The 15,728-nt window shown below is 61.0% G+C and carries 16 protein-coding genes; 2 read left to right on the forward strand and 14 right to left on the reverse strand.

Features of this window, described 5'->3' with window-relative positions; genetic code table 11:
- Positions 1 to 2: 2 nt before the first annotated feature.
- Entirely contained in the window at positions 3 to 725 is a 723-nt protein-coding gene (locus VGF98_04180; GenBank protein ID HEY1680818.1) for a DUF4097 family beta strand repeat-containing protein, read from the forward strand.
- Positions 726 to 814: 89 nt separating this feature from the next.
- Here VGF98_04180 and VGF98_04185 read toward each other — a convergent pair whose 3' ends face one another.
- Genes VGF98_04185 through gmk form a run of 9 tightly spaced genes read right to left on the reverse strand, consistent with a single transcriptional unit; the run spans position 815 to position 8,784 of the window.
- Positions 815 to 1,747 (reverse strand): 2-dehydropantoate 2-reductase, encoded by a 933-nt coding sequence (locus VGF98_04185; protein HEY1680819.1) that lies wholly within the window; start codon positions 1,745 to 1,747, stop codon positions 815 to 817.
- A 3-nt stretch (positions 1,748 to 1,750) separates the two neighbouring features.
- Complete coding sequence (locus tag VGF98_04190) at positions 1,751 to 3,313, reverse strand: MlaD family protein (GenBank protein HEY1680820.1); 1,563 nt, start codon at positions 3,311 to 3,313, stop codon at positions 1,751 to 1,753.
- Between the two features lie 51 nt (positions 3,314 to 3,364).
- On the reverse strand, positions 3,365 to 4,132 hold the full coding sequence (locus VGF98_04195) for an ATP-binding cassette domain-containing protein (protein ID HEY1680821.1): 768 nt from the start codon (positions 4,130 to 4,132) through the stop codon (positions 3,365 to 3,367).
- 8 nt (positions 4,133 to 4,140) lie between these two features.
- On the reverse strand, positions 4,141 to 4,917 hold the full coding sequence (locus tag VGF98_04200) for an ABC transporter permease (GenBank protein ID HEY1680822.1): 777 nt from the start codon (positions 4,915 to 4,917) through the stop codon (positions 4,141 to 4,143).
- Complete coding sequence (locus VGF98_04205; protein ID HEY1680823.1) at positions 4,914 to 5,255, reverse strand: hypothetical protein; 342 nt, start codon at positions 5,253 to 5,255, stop codon at positions 4,914 to 4,916. Before VGF98_04205 ends, VGF98_04200 begins: the two co-directional genes overlap by 4 nt.
- Entirely contained in the window at positions 5,245 to 5,970 is a 726-nt protein-coding gene (rph, locus tag VGF98_04210; protein ID HEY1680824.1) for a ribonuclease PH, read from the reverse strand. Before rph ends, VGF98_04205 begins: the two co-directional genes overlap by 11 nt.
- A gap of 1 nt (position 5,971) precedes the next feature.
- Complete coding sequence (glmS, locus tag VGF98_04215) at positions 5,972 to 7,825, reverse strand: glutamine--fructose-6-phosphate transaminase (isomerizing) (GenBank protein ID HEY1680825.1); 1,854 nt, start codon at positions 7,823 to 7,825, stop codon at positions 5,972 to 5,974.
- Between the two features lie 19 nt (positions 7,826 to 7,844).
- Positions 7,845 to 8,117 carry a DNA-directed RNA polymerase subunit omega gene (gene rpoZ, locus VGF98_04220; protein ID HEY1680826.1) on the reverse strand — a complete coding sequence of 91 codons (273 nt, stop codon included), beginning with the start codon at positions 8,115 to 8,117 and terminating at the stop codon, positions 7,845 to 7,847.
- Positions 8,118 to 8,163: 46 nt separating this feature from the next.
- Entirely contained in the window at positions 8,164 to 8,784 is a 621-nt protein-coding gene (gene gmk, locus VGF98_04225) for a guanylate kinase (GenBank protein HEY1680827.1), read from the reverse strand.
- An 84-nt stretch (positions 8,785 to 8,868) separates the two neighbouring features.
- On the opposite strand from gmk, the gene VGF98_04230 reads away from it, so the two are divergent.
- A complete protein-coding gene (locus tag VGF98_04230) occupies positions 8,869 to 10,389 on the forward strand; it encodes an NFACT RNA binding domain-containing protein (protein ID HEY1680828.1) in 1,521 nt (506 codons plus the stop codon).
- Positions 10,390 to 10,473: 84 nt separating this feature from the next.
- Here the strand turns inward: VGF98_04230 and VGF98_04235 are convergent, their stop codons facing one another.
- The 5 genes from VGF98_04235 to VGF98_04255 all read right to left on the reverse strand — a co-directional run bounded on the left by VGF98_04235 (position 10,474) and on the right by VGF98_04255 (position 15,667).
- A complete protein-coding gene (locus VGF98_04235; GenBank protein ID HEY1680829.1) occupies positions 10,474 to 12,159 on the reverse strand; it encodes a hypothetical protein in 1,686 nt (561 codons plus the stop codon).
- Positions 12,159 to 13,451: a hypothetical protein gene (locus tag VGF98_04240; GenBank protein HEY1680830.1), complete on the reverse strand. Its 1,293-nt coding sequence runs from the start codon at positions 13,449 to 13,451 to the stop codon at positions 12,159 to 12,161. The genes VGF98_04235 and VGF98_04240 overlap by 1 nt, the downstream gene beginning before the upstream one ends.
- Before the next feature lie 276 nt (positions 13,452 to 13,727).
- The gene (locus VGF98_04245) at positions 13,728 to 13,883 is read right to left on the reverse strand and encodes an S-adenosylmethionine:tRNA ribosyltransferase-isomerase (GenBank protein HEY1680831.1); all 156 of its coding nucleotides are present in this window, start codon (positions 13,881 to 13,883) and stop codon (positions 13,728 to 13,730) included.
- Positions 13,884 to 13,935: 52 nt separating this feature from the next.
- Positions 13,936 to 15,225 carry an RNA polymerase sigma factor gene (locus VGF98_04250; protein ID HEY1680832.1) on the reverse strand — a complete coding sequence of 430 codons (1,290 nt, stop codon included), beginning with the start codon at positions 15,223 to 15,225 and terminating at the stop codon, positions 13,936 to 13,938.
- A 16-nt stretch (positions 15,226 to 15,241) separates the two neighbouring features.
- The gene (locus tag VGF98_04255; GenBank protein ID HEY1680833.1) at positions 15,242 to 15,667 is read right to left on the reverse strand and encodes a YciI family protein; all 426 of its coding nucleotides are present in this window, start codon (positions 15,665 to 15,667) and stop codon (positions 15,242 to 15,244) included.
- Positions 15,668 to 15,728: the final 61 nt, after the last annotated feature.

The raw sequence follows: 15,728 nt of genomic DNA on the forward strand, positions 1-15,728 counted from the left end.
CTTTGAGAGTCCGTTCGACGCCGCTTCTTCTTCTCGTGCTGGCGATCGTGGGATGTTCCGATCAGGCACCATATGTAACGACCGTCGGCTTGCTTAATCCGGGCGCAACGATGTTGATCCGCTCCGTGGGCGGCACGGTCAGCGCCTTCGCCCCCGCCGCGGGACAGCCACGCAATCGCTTTACGATCAGCGCTACGGCGGAAAAGGGGAAGACCCAGACGGCCCCGCCGAAGCTGCGCGGCGGCCGCGACGGCTTGACGGTCGGCGTGCCGCAGCCGGTCGGATCGTTGTTGGTGCGCGTGCCCGATGGCGTGGCACTCGAGATCGACTCGAAGAACGGCGACGTGCACGTTACCAATATCACCGGCAGCGTTCGCGTGCGCGCCGACAAGGGCGACGTGCAAATCATGGTACGGTCGTACGCGCAAGCATCGGTCGGCGACGGGAATCTTTCATCGACGATGGGCTCGATCGATTGGCCGGGAACGTTGCACTACTCGATCGGTCATGGCGACGCCGAAGTATGGGTCAACGAGAACGCCAAGTTCCACGTACGCCTGCATACCGACAACGGAATGCTGTTTACAGACTTCAATCTTCGAGGCACGTCGCAAGGACGCTCGGAAACGATCGATGGAGACGTGAACGGTGGTGGCACGCGTTCGATCGATATCGAAACGCAAGCCGGCGCGATCCGTCTGTTAAAACTCCACCCGCAAGCGTAGGGTACGCTTTGCTCCCGACGCCGCGTATCGCGCTGATTTCTCTCCTCGACGCGGTGCTCGCCGCCGTCAACGCCCGGATCCCTCGATAACTAGAGCCGCGCGCGAGACAATACCGACTCTCGTGCTTTGATTAGTCGCACGATCGTTTCGTTCACCGGCGTGGGCGTGTCGCTGCGGCGTCCGTAGGCGACGACCGCGCCGTTGATGTGATCGATTTCGCTCGGATGCCCCGACTCTAAGTCGAACGCCATCGAACTCTTCGCGTCGGCGCCCAACGCGATCACTTCTTTCACATAATCCCAGGCGTTCGAAAACGGCAACGCGATTTTTTGCGCCGCGGCGACGGCTGCCGCTTCGGATGCTAACGCGTGCGCGACTTGCGCGGCGTTGCGATCGCGTGGAATCGCTCCGGATTCACAATCGAGGAGCGCCGACAGCGCATTGATCGCGCAGTTCGCGACCAGCTTGCCCCACAGATGGGGCCGGATGTCGTACACCACCGAGGCTTGTAGCCCGCTCTTGAGCAGCAAGTCGGCCACCGAACGAAGCGTCGCTTGGGACGTCGCATTCGAACCTAAAATGGAGTTGCCGCCGTGCGATGCATGTACGCGTCCCGGCGCGATCGTAAGCGAAGATTCAGTAGTGATCCCGAGAATTACGGGCACGGATCCGCCGAGCGCGGTTTTGATCGCCGTTTCGTTGCCAATGCCGTTCTGCAACGACACGACCGGCGATGCCGGATCGAGCTCGCCGGCGAACGGTCGCAATGCGCGTAGCGTATCGACGGCTTTAACGAATAAGAATAATACGCTCGAGCCGTACAAGTCGCGCGCCTCGGCGGCCACCGATACCGCTCGCGGCGCACGATCGTCGATCTGTAAACCGTCGCGCTGGATCGCCTGGCTGACCGCCGTATTTTGATCGAGCATCGTGACGTCGCACGAAGCGGCCAAATGATAGCCAAACAGCGTGCCCATCGCACCCGCGCCGATGATTCCGACTCGAGGACGGACGCGATCCATTAGCTAGAACGTGTATTGAAAGCCGGCCGTATTGCGCCGGCTGGCGTGCGTCATATCGCGTTGGCCGAAGAACAGCTCGCCATTCTTCAGTACGTGTATGTTGCCGTAGAGATCGATCATCGGGTACGTAAGATCGTACACGCGCGTCTCCAGACCAAAGCCCTTGATCACGTTGGCACGGCCCATCACCCCAATTTGCGAGTACAGCACGCCGCCGCCGAAGGTGAAATTCGAACTGTTGCCTTTGAGCAGCACCGCGTTCCATGTCGTGTTGTTGCCAATCGAGTTGGCGCCGACCATCAAACTGGTCGAGGCGTGCGGCAAGATGATCGCATTGATGTCGCCGAGCGGTCCCTGGCTCCTGGTCATCACCGGATTCAAGCCCGGGTTCTGTTGCACCGACAGTCCGCTCAGGCGCAGCTGGAGTGCGACCAGACTGTGCGATAAGGTGGAAAGCTGATTGGCGATTTTGGCGTGCGCGGCCGACGTCGGCGCCGGGGCAGGCGCGGCACCGCTCGGCGTCACCGGATAGGGCGACGCGCCCGGAACGGTCGGCGGATACGGCGTAGCATTGGGATCCACGCCCGGAACGCTACTCTGGCCACCCAGTTCGCCCAGCAACGAGTTGGCTCGCTGCATCGTCGCGTCGAGATTGGCAACCGTATCGCGTAACTGCTGTTGCGTCTTTGGATCGCCAGTGACGTTGTGTAGATCCTTGGTAAGCGCTGCCAGGTTGGCCGTCGTAGTCGCGATGTTTTGCGTGGTCGCCAACACGTTGGCCTTGAGCTGCGGATCCGTCGCCATACCCTCGAGCGCCGTCATCGACTTGTTGAGCGACAGCGACGTCGTGTTCAACTGATCGAGTAACGCGGAGACCTTGGTCGAATCGGTGGTCGCGGCGCCGTTGAGCGTTTGCGTGAGTTGCGCCACATTGTTGCTGGCGGCGCTCAGCCCGGTCTCCAAACTCGCACTCAACGCGAGCAATCGTTGCGATAGCACTTGCATCGACGACTTCGTCGAAACCGCCAACTCATTGGCGCTATCGATCGTCGACTGCAGCGAGCTCAGCAGTTTGGGCGTACGCGCTTGCAGCTCCGACATCAGCTGATCGAACTTCTTCACTTCGCCTTGACCCGCATCGAGCAGGTCGGCGACGGTAGCGCTATTGGTGCCTTGCGGCTGTAGTGCGACGGGAAGTACGCTCCGTTCGAGCGTGGCGAAGGGCGGGCGTAAACCGACCGGCGGCACGATCAAGACGTTGGGCGAACCCGTCAGCGGCGCTTGGATCAGGAAGCGCGACGATTGCGGGATGTCGACGTCGTGGCTGATGGACAGGATGACGTCCACGGAATTGTCGTCGAGCAGCTTGATGTCGTCGACCGAGCCGATCTCGACGCCGCTAAAATAGACCAGCGAGCCGCGCGTCACGCCGGCAGCCGAGCGGAAATGCACGCCCATCTGGTAGCCCGTGCTGCGCGTTCCGAAATCGGTGATGACGTAGAACACGCCGAACAAAAAGAGGAGGGCGACGAGCGTAAACGCGCCTACCTGCGCCTGCCTGGTCATAGCTTTTGCGTATTTGCCCTCCGCTTCCAAGTGCCTCGTTGCATAGCCCGGCTAGATGGGGATGGGCCCCACCTGCGAGCCCGTAATAAACTGTTGTACGATAGGATTAATCGAGTTCTTGATACCCTCGACCGTGTCGCAGGCGATCACGGCGCCCTCGAACAGCATCGCCACGTAATCGGCCATGGCGTAGATGGAATCCATGTCGTGCGAGATAACGACCGCCGTCCCGTTCAGCTTGCCGCGCAACTTTTTGATGGTATTTGTAATGAGCCCGGTCACGACCGGGTCCAATCCGGTTGTCGGCTCGTCGTAGAGCACCAGATCCGGCGTGGTAACGATGGCGCGCGCAAACCCGGCGCGTTTGAGCATGCCGCCCGAAAGCTCGCTCGGAAGGTTATCGAAGGTGTGCTCCAATCCGACGCTGTCGAGCGAATCCATCACCGTCTGGCGGATTTGAGCGTCGTTCATGCCTCCCCGCTCCTGGAGCGGAAGGGCAACGTTTTCGCCGACGGTCAGACTATCCAATAATGCCGCGAACTGAAAGGCGAGGCTGATCTTTCGCCGGGCCGGGATGAGTTGCTCCTCGGTCATATGGCAGATGTCTTTGCCGCGCAGGTACACGTGCCCGGAGCTCGGACGAATAAGCCCGTCGAGAAGGCGCAAGATCGTCGACTTGCCGGCACCCGACAAACCGACGATGCACGTAATCGCGCCCTCGACGATGTCGAGGTTGCAGTTCTTCAACACGATGCGATCGCCGAACGACAGCGACACGTCGTCGAGGCGGGCTATAACGTTCGATGCGGGCTTTGGCATGCCGTTCGTTACCCTCCGAACAGCAAGAATGAGAGCGTGAAGTTCGAGATAAAGATCATGATGATCGCCAGCACAACGGCACCGGTCGTCGAAACGCCGACGCCCGCGGCGCCCCCCTTGGTCGTCAAACCCTGATAGGCACCGATCATCGCGATGATGATCGCGAAGACGAACGTTTTGACCAGACCCTTGAGCACGTCGCTGATACCGATCGTCTGGCGGACCGAAGCGATGAACGTGTCGACCGATATATGTGCGTAGGTTTGCGCGATCCAGCCGCCGCCGACGATCGAAATCACATCGGCAAAAATCGTTAAGAGCGGCAGCATCAACAACAACGCGAGGAGCCGCGGCACTACCAAATAACGCGCCGGCTCGATGCCCATCGAGCGCAGAGCCTCGATTTGTTCGGTCACCACCATCGAGCCGATCTCGGCCGCAATCGCAGCACCGACCCGTCCGGCGACGACCACCGCCGTCAGCATCGGTCCCAGCTCGCGAACCGACCCGTACGCGACCGCGCCGCCGACCAAATTGCCGACGCCGTACTGCACGGCCTGTTGGGCCGATTCGAGCGAAATCACCATGCCGGTAAAGAGCGACGTCAGTAATACGATGATCGTCGATTGAACGCCCAACAGATATGCCTGTGCGATCGTTTCATTGAAGCGCACGCGCAGCCGAACGATGAATCCGGCCGACTCGACCGACAGCAACGTCAGGCCGCCGGCGTACTCGAAGAAGTTGATGGTGGCTCGACCCACGCGGTCGAGCATGCGCATCATGCCGGCTGCTCCAGCAACAGTACGGCTTGCCCGAGGACGCCTTCGGCCCCCTCGATACGTTTGATCGCAACTGCGCGTTCGGCCGTCAGATTGAACTGCACTTGATTGAGATCTACCAGCCGGCGATCGACATCGCGCAGATGCCCGCGTGCCTCACGCGCGAAGCCGTCGAAGTACTGTCGCACCGCTTGCAAGTAGCGTGACGACGCGTCGGCGCTCGCATCGCCGCTCGCAAGCACGCGCTCGAAATCGTCTTGGGCGCGCCGCATAGCACGATCCGTGATATGAAACTCGCCGACCCTCGCGGCCAACGCCGCGATGCGTCCGTCAGCCGCCATCGCCGACCGCTTGCGATTGCAGTGCAAACAGCTGGCGTATGCCGCCCTCGGCCAAATCCAACATGCCGTCGAACTGACGGCGATCGAACGGTTCGGCTTCGGCCGTACCCTGAATCTCTACGAAGCGCCCGGCTTGCGTCATGAACACGTTCATGTCGACTTCGGCCCGGCTGTCCTCCTCATAGGCCAGATCCAAGAGCGTACGTCCGCCGACCATCCCGACGCTGACCGCAGCCACCGCGCTCGATAACGGCCAACGCACGCGGTCCGTGCGGTCGAACATCGTTTGCAAGGCGAGATGGAGAGCCACGTAGGCGCCGGTAACGGCCGCGGTGCGCGTACCGCCGTCGGCCTGAATCACGTCGCAGTCGATCCACAAGGTGCGCTCGCCGAGCTTACTCATATCGGTGATGGCGCGTAGCGCGCGACCGATGATGCGCTGAATCTCGTGGGTGCGTCCGCCAATGCGGCCCTTTGACGATTCGCGTTGCGTGCGGTCTTGCGTAGCACGCGGCAACATCGCATATTCGGCCGTCACCCAGCCGGTGCCGCGGCCCTTCATCCAAGGTGGTACGCGATCTTCCAGCGTCGCGGCGCACAGCACGCGAGTGTTACCGAAGCTCACCAACGCGCTGCCTTCGGCATACTTCAGGAATCCCGGCACGATGTCGACCGGCCGGAGTTCGTCGGGCTTCCGCCCGTCGGCGCGCTGCACGCTATTCGACGGTAACGGTTTTTGCGAGATTGCGGGGCTGGTCGACGTCCTTGCCTTCAATGTCGGCGATGTGATACGCCAGCAGCTGCAGCGGAATGACGTTGACGATCGGCGACAACAGTTCGTCGACCTTCGGCACCCAGAAGACGTGGTCGGCGATTGCGGCCGCATCCTCGTCGCCGTAGTTTGCGACCACGATGATGGGCGCTTCTCGTGCCTTTGACTCCATCAGGTTCGACAGCATCTTCTCCCGCACGCGATCCTCGGTCATGATGCCGACAACCGGCACCGTGGAGTCGAGCAACGCAATTGGGCCGTGCTTCATTTCACCGGCCGGATAGCCCTCGGCGTGGATGTACGAAATTTCCTTGAGTTTGAGCGCGCCTTCCAGCGCGGTCGGGAAGTTGACGAATCGTCCGAGGAACAACACGCTGCGCGACTTCCGAATCGATTTCGCGACCTTACGGATTTGCGGCGAGGTGTCGAGCACGACGTCGACCGCCGCGGGCAGCAACTTCGTACCTTCCGCGATTTCCCGCAGCCGCTCGATCGGAGTCGTGCCGCGCAGGCGCGCCAAATACAGTGCCAACAGCGTCATCGCGGTCACTTGCGAGGCGTAGGTCTTGGACGCTGCCACGCCGATTTCGGGTCCGCCGCGGGTGTACAGCGTTCCGTCGGCCAGACGGCTCAGATGCGATCCCAGCACGTTACAGATGCCGAGCACGGCGCTGCCCTTTTGTTTGGCAATACGAACCGCTTCGATCGTGTCGGCCGTTTCGCCGGATTGCGACATCGCGATTACCAGTGCGCTCGGATCGATGACCGGATCGCCGTAGCGAAACTCGCTGGCGAGTTCGGGCTCGATCGGTAGGCCCACCAGCGAACGCAACAGGTACATACCGACCAGACCGGCGTGATAGGCCGTGCCGCAGCCGGTAACGGCGATCTTGCTGATGCTGCGCAGATAGTCTTCGCTGATGCTCCCGAGCTCGCGCCCGAGATGCACGTCGCCGGCACTATCGATGCGACCGGCCAGCGTCTCGTGAATGACCGACGGCTGCTCGAACACTTCTTTGAGCATGAAGTGTTTGTAACCGCTCTTTTCGGCCGACGATGCGTCCCACGTCACGGTGATCGGGTCGCGATGGATCGGCCGTCCGTCATAGGCAGTGAGGGTGTAGCCGTCGCTGCCGACGACCGCAATCTCGCCTTCTTGGAGAATGATCTCTTTTCGCGTGTACGGCAGAATAGCCGGCGTATCGGACGCGACGAACATCTCGCCTTCGCCGATGCCGATTACCAGCGGGCTGGCGCCGTTGCGTGCGAATACCAGATGCTCGGGGTCGTCGCTCGAGATGACGCCCAGCGCGTACGCTCCACGCACGTCTCCCAACGTGCGGCGCACCGCGCCGACCAATCCGGCGCCGGGATCGTCGCGCAGATGCGTTTCGATGAGGTGCGCCAGAACTTCGGTGTCGGTCTCGCTATTGAACTTGTGGCCGGCCTCGAGCAGGCGCGCCCGCAACGGCGAGTAATTCTCGATGATGCCGTTGTGCACGACGGCGATCGCCGCACTGCAATCCAAATGAGGATGCGCGTTGGCATCCGACGGACGGCCGTGCGTCGCCCAGCGCGTGTGTCCGATGCCGACGCTGCCTTGCAGCGACTCCCCATTGCTCAGACGCTCGGCTAAACGCGACAGCTTGCCCTCGGCCTTCGAGCCGGCAAGTTTGCCGTCGGCGTCGATGACCGCTATGCCCGCGCTATCGTAGCCGCGATATTCGAGGCGTCCGAGCGCGTCGAGAATGATCGGGACGCTGTCCTTCGGGCCGATGTACCCGACGATGCCGCACATGTGTTTGCTCTCCCGGGGTTTACTTGATGCCTTCGCGCGTGCGATGGTATGCGATCTTGCCTTCGGCGATTTCGTCGAGCGCGATCGAAACGGCCTTGTTCGGGTTGATCGAGTCTTTGTCTACCAATGGCTCGCTGGCGAAATACTCGCGCCGCTCGGTCGTCGGCAACTGCTGGACGCGGATCCAATTATTTAACTGACGTGCACGTTTGGTCGCGATATTGACTAAGCTGAACTTCGAGTCGGCGTGGACCAGCAGCGAATCGAGATCGCCGAAGGCTGATTTTTTCATGATGGTAAGGGTTACCTTATTCCGTTCGGTGTGCGCGCCCGGCGCGCTAGGAGCGTCGCACCTGATTCAGCGAGTCATCGCTGTACCGGTGGATGCGAAAGCGTTCGGCTCGGAGGATCGCCTCCAAATCGTACTCCGCATCGTTCTGGCGGTCTTGTTCGTTGACCACGATGTAGTCGAATCGCCGGATCGACTCCATCTCTCGGTGCGCGATTGCCAGACGGCTCGCGATCTCGTCGTTCGTTTCCGTTCGCCGCGCGAGCAACCGTTCGCGCAAATGCGAGAAACGGCTCGGAACGAGAAAGATCAGCACTGCGTCCGGATATGCTGCCTTGATGGCGAGCGCACCGTTGACCTCGGGCTTGATAATGACGTCGTCACCCATCGCCACCGTCTGCTCGATGTAATCGCGCGGGGTGCCGTAAAGGTTGCCGTTATACTCGCGCGTCTCGAGCATCGCTCCGCCGTCGCGGCGCCGTTCGAACTCTTCCATCGTAACGAAGAAATAGTGTTCCCCGTCGCGTTCGCCCGGGCGCGGAGCCCGAGTGGTGGCTGAAATCGAATAGCGAAGCCGCGGCAACTTGCTCAGGAGCGCTTCGACGAGCGTGTCCTTACCGGCACCCGAAGGGCCGGACACCACAAACAGTAGCCCCGGCCCGACGATCACGCACGCTCCCTAGTCAAGGTCAGCCCGTTCGATTCATGAATTCCGGCCCGGAAACCTGCCGGCGCGGCACGAACCAACTGCGCCGTGGTTACCGATTGGCTGCTGGTCCGACGTCTCGGACGCGAGCTCGAAGCCCGACTGCGCGGCGGAAAAGTAACGGATGCCGGTTTGCTGCCGGATGGCCGGACGGCAATCGTGCTTCGTCGTGGCCCGAACGCTCGATTGCTCGTCTTCGATCCGTTCGGTTCGCCGCCGGCGGTCACGATCGAAGACGGCGAGCTGGGCATTCTGGCCGAGCCCGGGTTCGTGCGGGCGTTGGCGACGTCGCTGCGCGGCACCGTACTCACAGCTGTGAAGGCGCGCCACGGAGATCGCGTGCTTCGCTGCACCTTCTCCTCGCGGTCGCGCTTCGGCGTCGGCGACGAGTTCGACGTGTACGCCGAATTAGTGCCGCGATTCGGCAACATTATTATGACGAAAGGCGAGAAGGTCGTCGCCGCCGCCAAGGAATTTTCACCGGCAGAAAACACCCGGCGTAGCGTACAGGCCGGCCTGCCGTACGAGTTGCCGCCACTCCCGCCCAACGCCGGATCGATGCCGCGGACACTGAGCGCGGCCGGCGTTACCGGCGAAACCTTCGAACGAGCCGTCGCCGAACCGGACAACGGCGACCTCTACGTATACCGCGAGGATGGAGCGCTGGTGCAAGCCCACATCGTACCGCTGCCGTCGCTTGCCGGCGCGAACTGCTCTCGTGAATCGTCCTTGCTCGACGTGCTGGCCGAATGGCGCCGCGAGCGCGCGGCCGGCGGAACGCGTCAAACGGAGTCTCGCCGCCGCGCCGCGCTGATCAAACGTTTGCGCGAACGCGCCGCAAAACTAGAGGGCGAACTCGGGTCGCTGGATTCCAAGCGGCGCCAATCCGGCGAACGTGATGTGCTCCGAACCGAAGGCGACACGATTTACGGCACGTTATACGAACTCGCGCCGGAACTGCACGACGAGGCAAAAGATCGCGCGGCCAACCTCTTCGCGCGCTATAAGAAGCTCGGCGCGGCATTGCCGCATATCGAACGGCGTGAAACAGACGTGCGCGCCGCATTGGAAGCCGTCGACGCGCTGGCATGGGAAGCCGAACGCGCCGCTCCCGAGGACGTTCCCGATGTCGAAGCCGCTGCTGCCCAGCTCGACGGACGCAACGTGCGGAAAAACGCCGCACCTCCGGCGCGCAAACGGAAACGAGCACTGCTCGAGTTTCGCACGGAGGCCGGTTCGCGCATCGTGGTCGGCCGTTCGCCAACCGAAAACGCCGACGTAACGTTTCGCATCGCGCGTCCGAACGATCTCTGGTTCCATACGCGCGGCATACCGGGCGCGCACGTCGTGCTCGCTCGTGACGACCGAGAGGAGCCGTCGAGCGACGACGTGCAGGCCGCGGCGTCGTTAGCCGCATTCTATTCGAAAGCGAAAAATAGCGGTAGCGTTGCGGTCGACTACACGTTGCGCAAACACGTCCGTAAACAACAGAACGGAGCGCCTGGACTCGTCTGGTACACGCACGCGTCCACGGTTACCGTGGCGCCGATGGATTCGTTGCACCGCTGAGGGCAAGGTCCTCAAGAGTCTGTGCGTAGGCTCCGACATTGCCGGACACGTCGCGCCCGAGAATGCGATTTCTTTATCTTTATATTATGGGTTTATTATAAGATGCGGTGTGGCGCCCGGGTTGCCGAGGCTTATCTCTGAAAATTTACCGCCTTTTAGGTAGGCTATTCGGTTGACGCCATGTTCGGGCAACCACACGCTCCCGTCGGCCGCGACGGCGATTCTACCTGGATACGCCGAGGGGTCAGGCAAGGGATATCGTGTCACAGCATCGCTCTGGGAAATATGATAGAGTCGCGTTGCATCGTCGCCTAAAAACCATAAGCCGCCGCTGCCGTCGCTCACGGCGAACTCCGGACAGCCAAACTCGTTGAACAATGCACCGTGTAGGTGACTATTTAAATGTTCGATACTGCCGGCGAAACACTGCGTCAACCATACGTTTCCAAAAATATCCGATATAACTTGCTCGCTGTCATCGAACCGGTCGTATTGCCCATGATTTGCCATTAGGCGCGCAGAACGGTTTGGTGGCTGATCGATCAGGTAGAAAGCGCTATTCACGCGCGTTATCTCTGGCGAGAGTTTCACTGGAGTGGCGGCTACGGTGGTCATTCGGGCGGCGTCGACGCGGGCCAGATCGTTCTCGTCTCGCATGTTGAACCAGCGCGTTCCATCAGGCTCCGCCCCCGACCGTTCGAGCTCGACCGCATCGGGAACGGGTATGGCCGATAGCACAAGCTGCGCGCTTACCCGTACCATCCGTCGTGGTTTCTGAAACACCACGAGGAGCGAGCCGTCCTCGTCAAGCAGCAGCGATCTGCTAGAGTCACGTCCATCCGCAGAACCGCTCGCGCCTGGGTCAATGCTGCTCACCTTTCCAACAGAATCGACGTGCCAAATACGACCGTCGCCGCGACTGAACCAGGCACCGGCTGCATCATCCGGCATAATAGCGTATGGTTCGCCCGAGCCCGGGAGCGAGTACTCGACGTGCGTGCCGTCGGTGCGCGCGAAGCCGACCGTAGAGCGTCCGGAATTCGTATACCATGCTCCCCCACCGGTCGGCGCTACGTTGCCGGGATCGCTAAACATCGGGCCGCCGTACCCTACACGCGATCGGACGTCGCTTGCACGTAGCGAAACCGTCACGTAGTCGCCGGGCCGAACGCCCGAAAGATCGATTGGGAAATCGGCGTGCATGTCGCGACCCGTCCAGATTCGCAGTATCCATCTTCGACGTTGCAAGCTGTCCACGTAGAACGCTCCGTCCTCGACGTCGATGAACGGGGATCCGTACGATCCCTGTGTATCCAACACTTCCATCCGAGCATTTGCAACTGGTATGGTTCCGGCTAATCCGGCGTGATCGTGGTCGAAAAGCATCGTCATAAAGCCACCCAAGACGATGGACGTCGAGCGAGTCCTGGATGGAAGCACGATAGCCATCACCTGTCCGCCCCAACACCCCAGGGCGGAGGCATAAATCTCGTAGTTTCCCGGCGCTAGGTGAAGCGTAAATTTGTGCAAGCCGGGCGCAAGACGATATCCCGTCTGGCTTACCGTGCGTTCCAAACCCGTGCGACCGTGTAGCGCACCGTGAGGAAGCGCGGGATCGTTCATGCGCAGGTAACTGATCCGCGGTTGTGCGTGTAGATTCTCAAGGCAGTTGACCGTGGTGACGACAACCGTTCCCGGGGCGCTTCTTTCGGCCGTCGAGCCAATGAGCAGCAGCGCTCCGGCGATGACGCTCAACGCCCAACGCAGCATTAATGCAACATCTCAACGGGACGAAATGCGATGGGCGTTCGTATCAATCGGCCATCCGGCGTTATGTGATACAGCGCAAAATCCTTACGAATCAAAAACCAAACGTTGCCATTTGAATCCGCGACGAGCTCGTCTATCGGACTCATATTTGTTTCCGAGTCTCGATGCGCTTCGGGGATGTGATAACGCGTGACTTCCCCGCTCGGTGAAACGGCGGCAATCGCATATGTCGCACTATCGACGAACCATAGGCGATCGTTGGCCGCTATCAGGTTAAATGCGTAAAGCGGTGGGGTCAACGATATGCTGCGTTGCGCACCGTCGGATGCGATGCCGATGAGGGAGGAGCCTCTACGGTCGATAAGCCACACGAGGCCGCCTAATTGCGCGGCGAAGGAAACCGAACCGTCGGTGTTCGCATGTACCGCAAGCGGCGTTGCTCGCATGTCCTTCGCATCCACGACCCCGGCGCCAAACGTTCCGCTCCAGCACGAGAACACGAGTTTATCCCCCCATTCTTGAACCCAATTCGGACCACACTTCCACGGGAGAACAATCCGCGTCGTCGCGTCCCCAGAAAATCGGACGATGCTGTTTGTGGCAAGACTCGTATACCAAGCGACATTACCGTTCGTGACGCTTAGGCGGGCATTTTCTTCTCCCGGGCTTGCCGGCGGCAACTCGAAGGTATGCATTTGGCGGGTCATTGGGCTGTAACGCGTGACCGTCGACCCTTGCATGCTCCAAGTCCAAATCGATCCGTCTGGAGCGGTCACGAACTCGTCGATTCTCTTCGGGAGTGTCGCCACGATTTCGAGTTCGCCCTTGTGCGTGATACGCTCGAGGTTTTTACCGTCCGCAAACCAGAGGCTACCATCGCTGCGGGGAGTAAGGGATGATACCGGACTATTGACGGGTAACACCGGCAATGCGAATTCATGGAGGTGGCCATCGACGTCCAAGTGTGCGATGCGCGCGAACGGACCTAGATATTCCACGAACCATTTACTGCCGTCGCGTGCGATCGTGAGATTCGTTAAGCTCGAGCGTGCAAGCTCCGCGGCGAACGTCTCTTCGTAGTAGCGGGACATATCGATCTGCACCCTTGTCACATGCCCGGCTCGTATCGACGCAGATTGCGTGAATCCGCAACAGTTGGCGAAGTGTACGATAAGGGTGTAGCTCCCCTGTAGCAAATTGTCCGCGCTGAAATCTCGGCCGTTCGTGGATACCCACATTCCTTTTTGCGCTGAACCGGCCGCCGGCTTAATGTAGATACGTAGTCCCGGCACGGGCATCACTCCGCGCAATGAACCCCGAGATTCTGCGCCGGATGCCGAACGCGACGACATCAAGCAGATCGCCACAAACAGTGCGCTCAACGTACGAAATGCCGCAGACTGCTTGCGGCCCGCATCCACCACCATCAGTTCAAGTCGTAAGGGGCGAATTGTTTTTCATTTGGGGACGATTACCAACCTCTGCAACTTTCCAGGGCTCCTCCAAGTCGTCGAGCTGACTCGACCGCCGTTTATCTCAGAGCACGAGGCGGATAAGTAGTTTCTTCTTCAGACTTCGAGGCCATTCCGGCGAACGAGCATTGCGTCGCCGAACGAGAAAAAGCGATACCGTTTCCGGACCGCTTCTTCGTATGCACGGAGCGCGCCCCCGCGTTCGATGGTTCGTCCACCGTGCTCGGGCGCAGTCGCGATCGCTTTCGCCACAGCTACGGAATCTTGTAGTGCTCACGGTCACGGTTTCGCCTGCAGATACGATCTAGCCGACTGACAGTTCCGCGCGGCGTAGAAGCATCGAGCGTTCCCGCGCGTTGCGCGTCAGGCCGGCAGCGAGTTCGAAGACGGTGCGGGCTTCGACTCTCCGCCCGAGCTTAAAGAGCAGATCGGCGCGCGCGCTGTGCACGAAGGGATAATCGCGCAACGCGGGCTTGGCCATGAGTGCTTCGACGATCTCGAGTGCGGCAAGCGGACCGTACGCCATACCGATCGCCATCGCGCGATTGAGTTCGACGACGGGTGACGGCGCCAGCTGTGCGAGCGCATCGTACAGAGCGACGATTCCCACCCAGTCGGTCTCTTGTGCCGTTTTTGCGCGAGCATGACAAGCCGCGATCGACGCTTGCAGTGCATACGGCCCGAGCGCGGTGCTGGATCGTTCGGCCCGAGCGAGTGCCGCGACGCCGCGCCCGATCAGCAAGCGATCCCATTTCGAGCGGTCCTGATCCAATAATAAAATAGGATCGCCGGAAGCCGTCGTGCGAGCTCGGATTCGTGAGGCTTGAATCTCCATCAGGGCCACGAGCCCGTGCACTTCCGGTTCGTCTCCGACCAGCGTTGCAAGAATTCGGCCGAGACGCATCGCATCTTCACAGAGTGCCGGCCGCATCCACTCGTCACCCGCGGTCGACGCGTAGCCCTCGTTGTAGATCAAATATACGACCTCGAGCACGGAAGCGAGCCTCGCGCGGCGTTCGCTCGCGCCTGGAACTTCGAACGGGACGCGTGCGGCGGCCAGCGTGCGTTTCGCACGCACGATGCGCTGCGCGACCGTCGCTTCCGGTATGAGAAAGGCGCGCGCGATCTCGTCCGTCGTCAAGCCGCCAAGAAGTCGCAGCGTAAGCGCGACGCGCGCTTCGGTCGAAAGGATCGGATGGCACGCAATGAAGATCAGACGCAACAGATCGTCGTCGATCCGGCCGCCGTTGCGCTCCGCATCGATCGCTTCGAGTGCGGCATCGAGTTCGGAATCCTGTTCGCCGGAAGGCTTCGCTGGATCGCTATCGAGCTCGCGATATTTACGGTCGCGTCGCACGTCGCGGCGAATTCGATCGATCGCGCGGCGCTTCGCTGCGGTCATGAGCCACGCGGCCGGATTCTGCGGTATGCCCGCCCGCGGCCATCGCTCGAGCGCTGCGACGAACGCGTCCTGCGCCAGTTCCTCGGCCAACCCAACATCGCGAACGAACCGCGTAAGGCCGGCAATCAGCTTGGCCGATTCGATCCGGCAAACGGCTTCTATCGTGCGGCGGGTCTGCTCCGCGTCGATCACAGCAACCCCGTCGGCGTCAGTTGTTCGGGGGCAGCTGCTCGCGCCGTTTCACCCAGCTGTCCTTCGTTTCAGGCGTCAGTACCGGTCCGAAGTCGTCCAGTTCGAAAATTTGGCGGATCTCGACCTCGTCGCCGTCTTCGAACGGTGCGCGTTGCATCCACGCCACGACCTCGTCCTTCGACTTGGCCTGAAGGATCCAGAAGCCGCCGACCAGCTCCTTGGTTTCGGTGAACGGGCCGTCGGTGACGACCGGGGCCTTCGACCCTTGATAGCGGATGCGCGCCGCCTTTGAGGTCGGCTGCAGGCCGTCGAGCGCTAAAATCATGCCGGCCTTGGTCATCTCGTCGTTAAAGCGTCCCATCGCGTCCAGGTCTGCGGCGGTCGGTAGCGCGCCCTCCTCGTAGTCGCGGCGGCCCGGTTTTACTAGCACCATGAATCGCATTGTCTCTCCTTCGTTTGGCGGTTAACTATCTACACGTCGAACGAGCACCGGTGAATTCGAC

The organism is Candidatus Tumulicola sp., from assembly GCA_036490475.1.
Lineage (GTDB): Bacteria > Vulcanimicrobiota > Vulcanimicrobiia > Vulcanimicrobiales > Vulcanimicrobiaceae > Tumulicola.

Excerpts from the sequence above, each read along its gene's own strand:
- VGF98_04185 (HEY1680819.1), bottom strand. The coding sequence starts at position 1,747 with ATGGATCGCGTCCGTCCTCGAGTCGGAATCATCGGCGCGGGTGCGATG.
- VGF98_04190 (HEY1680820.1), bottom strand. The coding sequence starts at position 3,313 with ATGACCAGGCAGGCGCAGGTAGGCGCGTTTACGCTCGTCGCCCTCCTC.
- VGF98_04195 (HEY1680821.1), bottom strand. The coding sequence starts at position 4,132 with ATGCCAAAGCCCGCATCGAACGTTATAGCCCGCCTCGACGACGTGTCG.
- VGF98_04200 (HEY1680822.1), bottom strand. The coding sequence starts at position 4,917 with ATGATGCGCATGCTCGACCGCGTGGGTCGAGCCACCATCAACTTCTTC.
- VGF98_04205 (HEY1680823.1), bottom strand. The coding sequence starts at position 5,255 with ATGGCGGCTGACGGACGCATCGCGGCGTTGGCCGCGAGGGTCGGCGAG.
- glmS (HEY1680825.1), bottom strand. The coding sequence starts at position 7,825 with ATGTGCGGCATCGTCGGGTACATCGGCCCGAAGGACAGCGTCCCGATC.
- rpoZ (HEY1680826.1), bottom strand. The coding sequence starts at position 8,117 with ATGAAAAAATCAGCCTTCGGCGATCTCGATTCGCTGCTGGTCCACGCC.
- VGF98_04235 (HEY1680829.1), bottom strand. The coding sequence starts at position 12,159 with ATGCTGCGTTGGGCGTTGAGCGTCATCGCCGGAGCGCTGCTGCTCATT.
- VGF98_04255 (HEY1680833.1), bottom strand. The coding sequence starts at position 15,667 with ATGCGATTCATGGTGCTAGTAAAACCGGGCCGCCGCGACTACGAGGAG.